A 10,060-nucleotide genomic window follows, 5' to 3' on the forward strand; every position below is an offset into this window, starting at 1 on the left:
AAACTGCTGGCGGTGAACACGGCGGACAACCGGCTGCTGGTATTCGAGGTCACCGAGCATGAGCGCCAGCCCAGGCTGATGGCCTCCATCCCAGTGGGGTTGGATCCCGTGTCCGTGCGAGCGCGCTCCAACACGGAGGCCTGGGTCGTCAATCACATCTCCGACAGCGTGAGCATCGTGGATCTCAACCGGCTCAACGTGGTGGCCACCGTGCCCACGGACGACGAGCCCGCGGATGTCGTCTTCGCCGGAGCGCCGCGCCGGGCCTTCATCACCTGCTCCCAGGTCAACACCGTGCTGGTGGTGGACCCGAACCATCCGCTGGCGCCACCTCGGCGCGTGCCGGTGCAGGGCGAGGATCCTCGCGCCCTGGCGGTGAGCCCGGATGGGCGCAAGGTGTACGCGGCGATCTTCGAGTCCGGCAATGGGAGCACCGTCCTGGGAGGTGGCAGCACCAAACTCGACCCCGCCCAGCCCGACCTCTTCCCGCCCAACGCCGTGAGCGACCCGCTTGGTCCCTATGGCGGCATCAACCCGCCGCCTAACGCGGGCTCGTCGTTCTTTCCCCTCATCAACCCCGCTCTGCCGCCGCCGCCGCCTGGGCCGCTCATCGTGAAGCAGGACGCGGACGGCCAGTGGATGGATGACAACGCCCACGATTGGACGGACTTGGTCAGCGGTGAGAACGCGGCCGCCTCTGGGCGGCGGGTCGGGTGGAGGCTGGCAGATCGGGACCTGGCCATCATCGACACGGCCACCCTGGCCGTCACGTATGCCACCGGGCTGATGAACCTGAACATGGCGCTGGCGGTGCACCCCAGCGGCGACGTCACCGTGGTCGGCACGGACGCCACCAACGAGGTGCGCTTCGAGCCCGTCCTCAATGGCCGCTTCCTGCGCGTGGAGCTGGCGAAGGTGAATCCGGTCAGCGCGGTGCGCAGCGCCCTGAGGGATCTCAACCCGCACCTGACGTACACCACGTCCACGATTCCCCCCTCCGAGCGCCAGAAGTCCCTGGGCGACCCCCGCGGCATCGCGTGGAACGCGGCGGGCACGCGCGGGTACGTGACGGGCATGGGCTCCAACAACGTGGCGGTGGTGGGCGCCGAGGGCCAGCGCCTGGGGCAGATCGGGGTCGGTGAGGGCCCCACGGGCCTGGTGGTCGACTCTCGCCGCGGCCGGCTCTACGTCCTCAACCGCTTCGGCGCCAGCCTCTCCGTTGTCAGCCTCCAGGACCACCGGGAGAAGGCCCGGGTGCCCTTCTTCGATCCGACGCCGAGCGCCATCAAGGTGGGCCGCAAGCACCTCTATGACACGCACAAGAGCTCGGGCCTGGGCCACGTCTCCTGCGGCTCGTGCCACGTGGATGGGCGCATGGACAAGCTCGCGTGGGATCTGGGAGACCCGAGCGGGGAGATGGTCTCCTTCGAGAATCAGAACCAGAACATGGGCGTGACCTTCCCGATTCCGCTGCCGCCCTTCGAGCCTGCCCACCCGATGAAGGGCCCTATGACGACCCAGACGCTCCAGGACATTATCGGCAAGGAGGCGCTGCACTGGCGCGGGGATCGCAACAGCCTGGAGGACTTCAACCCCGCCTTCCAGGGGCTTCAGGGGGCCGAGGCGGTGCTCAGCCCTGTGGAGATGGAGCAGTTCAAGGACTTCCTCACCACGCTCACCTTCCCGCCCAACCCGTTCCGCAACCTCGACAACACCCTGCCCACGAACCTGCCGCTGCCGGGCCGCTTCACCCCCGGCCGCTTTGCTCCCGCGGGACAGCCGCTGCCCAACGGGAACGCCGTCAACGGCTTGGCGCTCTTCCGGCCGCCGAACCTGCTGGGGCTTGGCATTGCGGCCTGCTCCACCTGCCACACGCTGCCCAGCGGCGTCGGTACGAGCACGACGTGGAACGGCAGCCAGTTCGTGCCATTCCCCAACGGCCCCCATGGCGAGAGTCACTCCGCCCTCGTCACCTCGGATAGAAGCACCAACGTGGTGCTCAAGATTCCGCAGCTGCGAAACCTCTATGAGAAGGAGGGCCTGGAGCTGACTCAACTGGAGAGCCAGGCGGGCTTCAGCTTCAGCCATCACGGCGCCATGGACTCGATCGCGCGCTTCATCGCCAACTCCGCCTTCTTCGTGGAGAGCGATCAGGAGATCGCGGATCTGGTGGCCTTCATGCTGGCCTTCTCTGGATCGGAGCTGCCCGAAGGCTCCGCGAGCAACCCGCTCGAGCCGCCCGGTCCGGACAGCAAGGACTCGCACGCGGCGGTGGGCCGGCAGATCACGCTGACCTCCGCCTGGCCGAGCTCGGAGCAGAGCGCCCGGGTGGACACCTTCCTCGCCCTGGCCAACAGCGGCAAGGTGGGCCTGGTGGTGAAGGGCCGGCAGGGTGGCGTGGCGCGTGGGTACACCTACAGGGGGGGCGGGGACTTCCAGTCGGACCGGGCCTCGCAGCGGGTGAGCGCCGTGCTGCTGCGGACGCTGGCCGGTCCCGGCAGTGAGCTGACCTGGACCGTGGTGCCCAAGGGCACGGAGTGGCGCATCGGCGTGGATCAGGATGAGGACGGCCTGTACGACGGGGATGAGCGGGATGACGGGGACTGCGGGCACAGCGCCGATCTCCAGCAGTCGTCCAGCCTCTGACTCACCGGTAGTGAGGGAGGGGCGCGCCGCAAGGGGGACGGCGCGCCCCTCTCTCGAGTTCTGCACCCGAGAGGATTCACACCATGACTCCATTTCTTGATTACAAGGGCATCGAGGTGTCAGGCCGCATCGTGTTCGGGCTCGTCCGGGCGTTCGGCCCGTTCAAGGAGCTGGCCAGTCAGATCCTGCTGGCGGAGCAGGTGGGGCACAAGGCGACGGATGGCACGATCCTCGTGGATCCGAAGGCCTGGTACGCGTTCGGTGGCTTCCAGCGGGCCTTCGCGCGTGCGGGTCGGCTGCTGGGCGACTCGGTGCTGCATCAGATTGGCGTGTCGGTGGCGAAGTGCGCGCAGTGGGCGCCCAACACCGGGGACCTCCAGGCCATGGCTGTGCAGATGGACCGGGCGTACCACCTGAACCACCGCAAGCACGGGCGGGTGATGTGGGATCCGGCGACGGACCACATTCAGGAAGGCATCGGCCACTACCGGTGCACACTCCGGCCTGGAGGCACCATCGAGATTGAAGCCACCAACCCCCACCCCTGCTCCTTCGACAAGGGGCTGATCCTCGGAGGAATGCGCGTGCTCAATGTCATGGGGGGCATCTTCCACGAAGAGACCCACCCCTGCCGCAAGCGGGGCCACTCTTCCTGCCTCTACGTGGTCCGGGTCCCGGCCGCGAGCAGCTATCGCGTGGAAGAGTGCTCCTCAGGTGGCTCGGCGGAAGCCGTACACCCACGCTCCGGCGGCCACGAGCGAGGGCAGCACCACCGTGGCGGTGAGCGTGAGGAAGATGGCGTCATTGGCCGGCTGGCCAATGAGATCCACGCCTGACACGCGCAGCCACGCCTTCACGCAGGTGACGGCCCAGTTGGCGAAGTTGGCGACGATGACGAGCCAGGCCAGTCGCTGCTGGCCCACGGCACCGTAGCGCAGCATGGGCAGCGTCCACGCCACGCCGAGCAGGAAGAACGTCCCCATCAGCGCGTTCAGGTGGGCGGCCAGGGCCATGTGCGGATCGGCGGGAATCTTTCCCGTCATCGCCGAAGAGACGTAGCCACCCGTGAGCAGACCGATGAGCATCAGCCATGCGGCGGCGTGCGCCATGAGGCGCGCGGCAGGCAGGGGCGCCAGAGCGGCGGTGGGCGCCGGCGTGGAGGGGGCTACGGCGCTCGAAGGTGGGGCGAGGTGGGGGGCAGGGGTCATGGTAGGTGTCCACCATCTTACGGCGACAGCCGGCCGGGTGCCGAACTGGGTTGCTGGGGCTGGCTGCTTGACCCACCTGGGAACGGGATTGCGGGGGTGGGACGCATTATGGTGGGAGGGCCTGCAGGCTCCGAGGCTCCGAGGAGAGGGAAGCGCGGATGGTGGAGTCCATTGATCACTTCATCATGACGCTGGGAATGGCGGGGCTGCTCGTCCTCGGACTGGCGGCGATGCTGGAGTATGTGGTGCCGCCCTTCCCGGGAGACACCATCACCCTGCTGGGCGGGGTGTATGCGGTGCGCGGCGATCACCCGTGGCCGCTCGTCTTCCTGGTGGTGACGGCGGGCAGCGTGGCGGGCGCGGCCATCAACTACTGGTTCGGCACCTGGCTGGCGCGGCGCTTCGAGGCGAACCCGCAGGCGAGCCTGTTCGGCCTCACGCATGCCCGGCTCGAGGGGGTGCAGGCCCGGATGCGCCGCACCGGGCCGTGGCTGTTGCTCGTCAACCGCTTCCTGCCGGGCATCCGCGGCATCATCTTCATCGCCGCGGGGGCGGCGCGCATGCCCCGCCGCAACGCGCTGCTGCTCGGTACGATCTCCGCCATGGCCCACAACGCGCTGGTGCTGACCATCGGCCGGGCGGTGGGCGGCAACCTCGAGCGGCTGGAGTCGCTGGTGGCGCGGTACCAGCTGGCCGTGGTGGTGCTCGTCCTCATCGGCGTGCTGGCGGTGGTTGTCCGGGCGCTCGCGCGGCGCACTCCGGCCACCTGAGCCGGCGGCGCTCCCCAGGTGGCAGCCAGGGGGTTGCATGCCCCAGTTCTCAACGATTGAGAGGGGTGGGCAGTCCGGCGCGGCTGCCTCTTCTGGCGTCCACCCGAAGCTGGTTAAGTCCGGCTCATGCTCCGCACTCGGCCCTGGCTCCTGTTCCTCGTGGCGTTCGTGATCGCCGGTGCCTGCCGGTGTGACGAGCCTGGAACCGGCGGCGCGCGTGGGGACTTCCGTCCACGGGAGACCGAGGTGAGCTTCGGGCGGGTGCTGGAGGGCGAGCAGTCACGCCGTACGGTGACGCTGCTGGGCACGGGGCGCGCTGGAGTGACGGTGGCGGCAAGCACCGCCAGCCCCTTCTCCGTGGTGGAGAGCTCCGTGTTCGTCCCCGGCGGAGGGACAGTGACGGTGGAGGTGGTGTTCACCGCGGGGAGCGAGCCGGTGGAGGGGACGCTGGTGCTCACCTCCGCGAGCCGCACCGAGAACGTGGTGCTCAGGGGCGAGGGCGTGCGGCCCCTGGCGTGCATTCCCACGGTGCAGTGTCGCGAGTCTCACTTCGAGCTGGAGCCGGGCGTGTGTGTGGAGACCCCGGCGCCGGATGGGACGGTCTGCATCCCCTCCAGCCGGTGTGAGGAGCAGGGCCGCTGCCAGGCGGGCGCCTGCGTCGGCTCGCCGCGCCTGTGTGACGATGATGACCCGTGCACGGTGGATGCCTGCTCTCCCATGGAGGGCTGTGTGAACACGGCCGTCGTGTGCCCCCAGCCCTCGAACCCATGCAAGGTGGGCGTGTGCCGGCGCACGAGCGGCTGCGGGGAGGAGAATGCGGCCGAGCTCGCCGTCTGTGGCAGCGTGGACTGCGTGACGGCGAACCTCTGCCTTGCTGGGGCCTGCCGTGCCCTGCCCACTCCCGAGGGGACGTTGTGCTCTCCCGCGACGCCCTGTCAGGGAGAGGGCAAGTGCACCTCGGGGGAGTGTGTGAGGCCGGACGCCGGAGATCTCCGTCCGACCTTCTCTCAGCGGCTCGGCGGGGCGCCCGTGGCGGAGCCCGGAGGGCCGGTGCTGCTCGTCCACGAGCGGGGGCTCTACGCATCCGTGTGCGGAGAGGATGCGGGGTGCCGGCTCGTGGCCTTCACGGAGAACGGCCTGCTGCGCTTTGAGGCACCCTATTCGGATGGAGGGCCGCGCACCCTGCTGACCGTGTCCGACGGCGGCGTCCTGGTGCGCGAGCCCGAGGCCCTGGAGAGCTATGCCCTGGCCAGCCCAGGCGAGCGCCTGTGGCAGACCTCGCTGGCCGGGGGAGTTCCTCCCTATAAGGAGTTGGAGCCCTCGACGGGCGTGGGGCGTGTGGCGCTGACGGCGGAGGGAGAGGTGGTGGCGCTCGTGTCATGGCGAGCGGCCGCGGACGCCGGGGTCGCAGCGGACGGGGGCACGGATGGAGGCACTCCCCAGGCGCTCGCGACCCTCCTGGTGCTGGGCACGGATGGCGGCGTCCACAGGGCCGGGCCCGTGGAGGGTTTTGGAGGTGAGGGCGCTCGCGTAGCGCTCGATGAGCTGGGCACCGTCCTGCTGGGCGCTGAAGGAGGTGGGCGCGTGTCGCGCGCGGATCCGGAGCCAGGAGACGCGGGCACCGGCTTCGTCACCACGCCCGTGGTGGACGTGCAGGGGGACGGCGGTGCGTCACTGGCCGTGGCAGGAGGGCGCCTCTTCTCGGGAGCGCGGCTCTTCGCCAACCGGGAGGACGGAGGTGTGGCGTGGGTGCCCTGGGACGGGGGCGAGCAGCACCTCATTCCCATGGACGAGCCGGCGCTGCTGCTGGATGACGTGGGCTATGCCTTTGCGCGCTCGTGCCCGGATGCAGGCGGTGCTCCCTGCACGCACGAGCTCGAGCGGCTGGTGCTGCGGGCCATGAGCGCCCAGACGGGGGAGACCGACTGGGAGGTGTCCGTGCTCCCGATCGATGCCCCCGGTACGCTCTACCAGGCCTCGCTGGTGCGCGGCGGTGCGGTGGGCACGCTCACGGACGTGGCCTTGGATGGAGGCCCACTGGCCCATGTGCAGCTCTTCGCCCAGGGAGAGCGGGTCGCCATCTGCCCGCTGAGAGACAGGCCCCGCATTGCCGGCGCGGTGCATGTGGGCCGCTTCCTCTACGTCGTGCTCGAGCGCGAGGGCACGTGGCGGCTGGAGGCGTTCGATCTGGGATCGTTCGGGAACGCCGAGACGCGAGGCTGGCCCGACCGCCATGGCGTCTCGGGAACCCGCCGCGCCGTGCCTTGAGCCGTCGCCCCCTTCCTACGGCTTGGGCAGGGCGCGGACGATCTCCTCCATGCTCGACTCGAAGGTCTCCCTGGGCGCGAAGCCCAGCACGCGCTGGGCCTTCTCGACCGAGAAGCTGCCCCGGAACGACAGGAACTCGGGCACCTGCTCCGGCGAATGGGAGGGCAGCGGCTCCTGGGTGAAGAAGGCGGTGTACCGGTGCCACGGAACATGGCCGTCGAGGATGTTGAAGGTCTGTCCGGCCGCTTCATCGACGCGCAGGGAGCGGACCACGGCCTCGGTCAGGCTGCTGATGTGGAGGTAGCCCATGGACGTCTGCCCCTTCTCCACATGAGGGAACTTGCCGGCCGCGATGTACGGAGGGAACACGGTGCCCCAGGTGGACGAGGGGTGCACGCCGAGGATGACGGCGGGCCGCAGGATGACGGTGCGCAGGCCCTGGGACGCCACCGCATGCAAGGCTCGCTCTGCCTCGGCCTTGCTCGTGGCATAGGCATCCCCCTCCGTCTTCGTCGTCAGCGGAGAGGCTTCGTCCACGACACCCTCCCGGCTCCGCAAGGGGTAGACGGCCACGGTGGAGAGGTGCACGAAGCGCTCGCAGCCGGAGGCGAGCGCGGCCTCGGCAAGGGAGGCCGTGGCCTGCACGTTCACCTGCCGGGCCTCGGCCAGGTCCGAAGACGCCGAGGCCGCGGCGTGCACCACGCAGTGGGCACCCCGGAGGGCATCCTCCCGAGCGCGCGCATCCGTGAGCTCTCCCAGGATCGTCTTCACCCCCAGCTGCTCCAGCTTCGCCCGGGCGTCGAGCCGCCGGACCAGCGCGCGGACCCGCATGCCCTCCGTGAGCAGGCGCTGGATGACATACGTCCCCACGAACCCATTGGCTCCCGTGACGAGGACGACCTTGTCTCGCAGCTCCATGTGAACCTCTCTCGTTGTCTCTGCCTCAGGGCCGCTACGGCGCTGTATCGGTGTCCACCCACAGATCCTCGAAGCGCACCTGAGGGGGCGTCATGTGCAGCCGCAGGGCCTGCACCAGGGGGCTGGCCACGGCGTAGATGCGGTCGTGGTAGAGGGGAATGAGCGGGCAGTCCTGCTCGAAGATCTCCTCCGCGCGGCGGTAGAGCTGGTAGCGCAGATCCGGATCGATGGACACCCGTGCCTCGGTCGTCAGCTTGTCCAGCTCCGGGTTCTTGTAGCCCAGCGGGTAGATGGTCTGCCCGCTCGAGTGGAGCAGGAAGTAGAGGAAGTTGTCCGGATCCGGGTAGTCGGCGATCCACAGCGTGCGGAAGGCGGGGATGCGCCCGGAGCGAAGCCGCGCCGTGTAGTCCTGCGGGGGCAGCTCCACGTGGTGCAGCTCCAGCAGCCCCGCCTCGATGAGCGGCCGGAAGAGCACCTTGTCCTCCTCGGAGGTGTCCCGTCCGGTGGGGAAGTAGATGGTGAGCGGAATCTTGCGCACGCCCGCATCGCGCAGCAGCAGCTCGGCCTTCGCCACATCCGGGCTCGGCATCACGGGCTTGTTCGTGTCCTGCAGCAGCTCGGGCGGAGTGAGCGTGCTCGCCATGCGCGCCCCGGGGTGGAACCGCTCCACCAGGGTGGGGATGTCCAGCCCGGCGCGGATGGCCTGGCGCACCCGCACGTCGTCATAGAGAGGCTCGCGCAGGTTGAGCCCCACGAAGGCGGTGGAGGGTGTGGAGCTGGCGATGACCTGGAACATCTCCATGCCGGCGGACTGGGCCTGCTCGGCATAGAGGAAGGAGACGAAGTCCACCTGGCCTGCCTGGAGCTGGTCGAGCGCCTCCTTCCGCGAGTCCACCAGCCGGAACTCGAGCCGGTCCAGCAGGGGCTGGCCGTCGCGGAAGTAGGAGTTGTTGCGCACCAGGGTGATGCGCTCCTGCTCGTACTGCTCCATCCGGTAGGGGCCCGCTCCCTGCAGCTGCCCGGTCGCATCCACGCGGGCAATCGCCGTGGGGGTCAGCGCCAGCAGGTGGAGGAAGAAGGCCTTGGGCTCCTTCAGCCGGATCTCCAGCGTCGCCTCGTCGATGATCTGGATGCCGTGCACCTCGCGCGCGGTGCCGCTCACGTAGTCCACCGCTCCGGCGATGTCCTCCAGCAGGGTGCGATCCGGCGAGCGCACCTGCGGGTTGAGCAGCCGCTCGAAGTGGCGCTTCACGTCGTAAGCCGTCAGCTTCACGCCATCGTGGAAGGTGACGCCACGGCGCAGGAAGAAGCGGAACACGCGCGCGGAGGGATCCGCCTCCCACCGCTCGGCCAGATCCGGCGCCAGCACGCCATCCTCCAGCCGCAGCAGGCCGACGAAGACGCACGCGCACAGCTCCGAGAGCTGGTTCTCCACGCTGAAGAGCGGATCCAGGTTCTGCCGCGAGCGCAGCGCCGCTGCCTGGTGGATGCCCACGCGCAGCGTGCCCCCGGCGCGAGGCTGGGGCAGGCGGAAGCGGAACACCTCCGCCTCCAGGCTCGAGGTCTCATGGCTGAGCTGATCCACCGTGCGGCTCAGCTCGTCGCCGATGCGGATGACGCGGCGGGCGTCCTCGCGCACGCGGGTGACCTCCTCGCGGATGGCCGTCTCTCCGTGCGTGAGCACCCCGTGCGCCTTGCGGATGTCATCGATGGCCGCCGTCAGCCGCACCACCGAGTCGGAGAGCTGGTGTCCAGTGCGGGCCTGTCCCTCCACCTTGTCCGTGGCCTCCCGGGCCAGCCGCGCCATCTCCCCCGTCTGCCGGACCAGCTCCCGCGCATGGCCTACCTGCTCGATGGCGGCCCGCGTCACATCGTCCACCTGGATCGCCACCCGGCGGCTGGCCTCGACGACAGTGCCGCCCTGCTGCTCCAGGCGCTTGGTCTCCTCCACGGTGGACTCCACGGCCGCGAAGGTGCGCTGGGTGATGTTGCGGATCTCCGCCAGCGCCGCCGCCGCCCGATCTCCCAGCTGCACACCCACGGTGGTCTGCTGCCGGCCCTCCCTCACCAGCACCACCGCGGTGCCCACCGCCTGCCGCACCCCCGTCACCATGGTGGCGATCTCGCGGGTGGAGCGCGCGGTGCGCTCGGCCAGCCCGCGGATCTCGTTGGCCACCACGCCGAAGGGGCGCCCGTGCTCGCCGGCCTGCGCGGCGATGATGGAGGCGTTGAGGGCCAGCAGGTTCGTCT

General features: G+C 69.7%; 6 protein-coding genes. 3 read left to right on the forward strand and 3 right to left on the reverse strand.

From position 1 onward, the window contains the following. On the forward strand, positions 1–2,646 hold a 2,646-nt coding region (locus tag VD972_RS02165), incomplete at its 5' end, for a hypothetical protein (RefSeq protein ID WP_324979982.1). 710 nt (positions 2,647–3,356) lie between these two features. On the opposite strand, the gene VD972_RS02170 is transcribed toward VD972_RS02165, so the two are convergent. Continuing rightward, positions 3,357–3,854, reverse strand: coding sequence for a hypothetical protein (locus VD972_RS02170; RefSeq protein WP_324979985.1), 498 nt, complete (start codon positions 3,852–3,854; stop codon positions 3,357–3,359). A 158-nt stretch (positions 3,855–4,012) separates the two neighbouring features. Here VD972_RS02170 and VD972_RS02175 point away from each other — a divergent pair, with 158 nt between their 5' ends. Beyond that, a complete protein-coding gene (locus VD972_RS02175; protein WP_324979988.1) occupies positions 4,013–4,624 on the forward strand; it encodes a DedA family protein in 612 nt (203 codons plus the stop codon). A gap of 126 nt (positions 4,625–4,750) precedes the next feature. Continuing rightward, positions 4,751–6,892: a hypothetical protein gene (locus VD972_RS02180; RefSeq protein ID WP_324979990.1), complete on the forward strand. Its 2,142-nt coding sequence runs from the start codon at positions 4,751–4,753 to the stop codon at positions 6,890–6,892. A gap of 15 nt (positions 6,893–6,907) precedes the next feature. On the opposite strand, the gene VD972_RS02185 is transcribed toward VD972_RS02180, so the two are convergent. Further along, complete coding sequence (locus VD972_RS02185) at positions 6,908–7,810, reverse strand: NAD(P)-dependent oxidoreductase (RefSeq protein WP_324979993.1); 903 nt, start codon at positions 7,808–7,810, stop codon at positions 6,908–6,910. 34 nt (positions 7,811–7,844) lie between these two features. Continuing rightward, positions 7,845–10,060: ABC transporter substrate-binding protein (locus tag VD972_RS02190; RefSeq protein ID WP_324979996.1), on the reverse strand; the 2,216-nt coding region annotated here is incomplete at its 5' end.

The organism is Hyalangium sp., assembly GCF_035629615.1.
Lineage (GTDB): Bacteria > Myxococcota > Myxococcia > Myxococcales > Myxococcaceae > Hyalangium.

Bases quoted from the DNA above. Each gene is read 5' to 3' on its own strand.
- VD972_RS02170 (WP_324979985.1), bottom strand. From the start codon at position 3,854: ATGACCCCTGCCCCCCACCTCGCCCCACCTTCGAGCGCCGTAGCCCCC.
- VD972_RS02175 (WP_324979988.1), top strand. From the start codon at position 4,013: ATGGTGGAGTCCATTGATCACTTCATCATGACGCTGGGAATGGCGGGG.
- VD972_RS02180 (WP_324979990.1), top strand. From the start codon at position 4,751: ATGCTCCGCACTCGGCCCTGGCTCCTGTTCCTCGTGGCGTTCGTGATC.
- VD972_RS02185 (WP_324979993.1), bottom strand. From the start codon at position 7,810: ATGGAGCTGCGAGACAAGGTCGTCCTCGTCACGGGAGCCAATGGGTTC.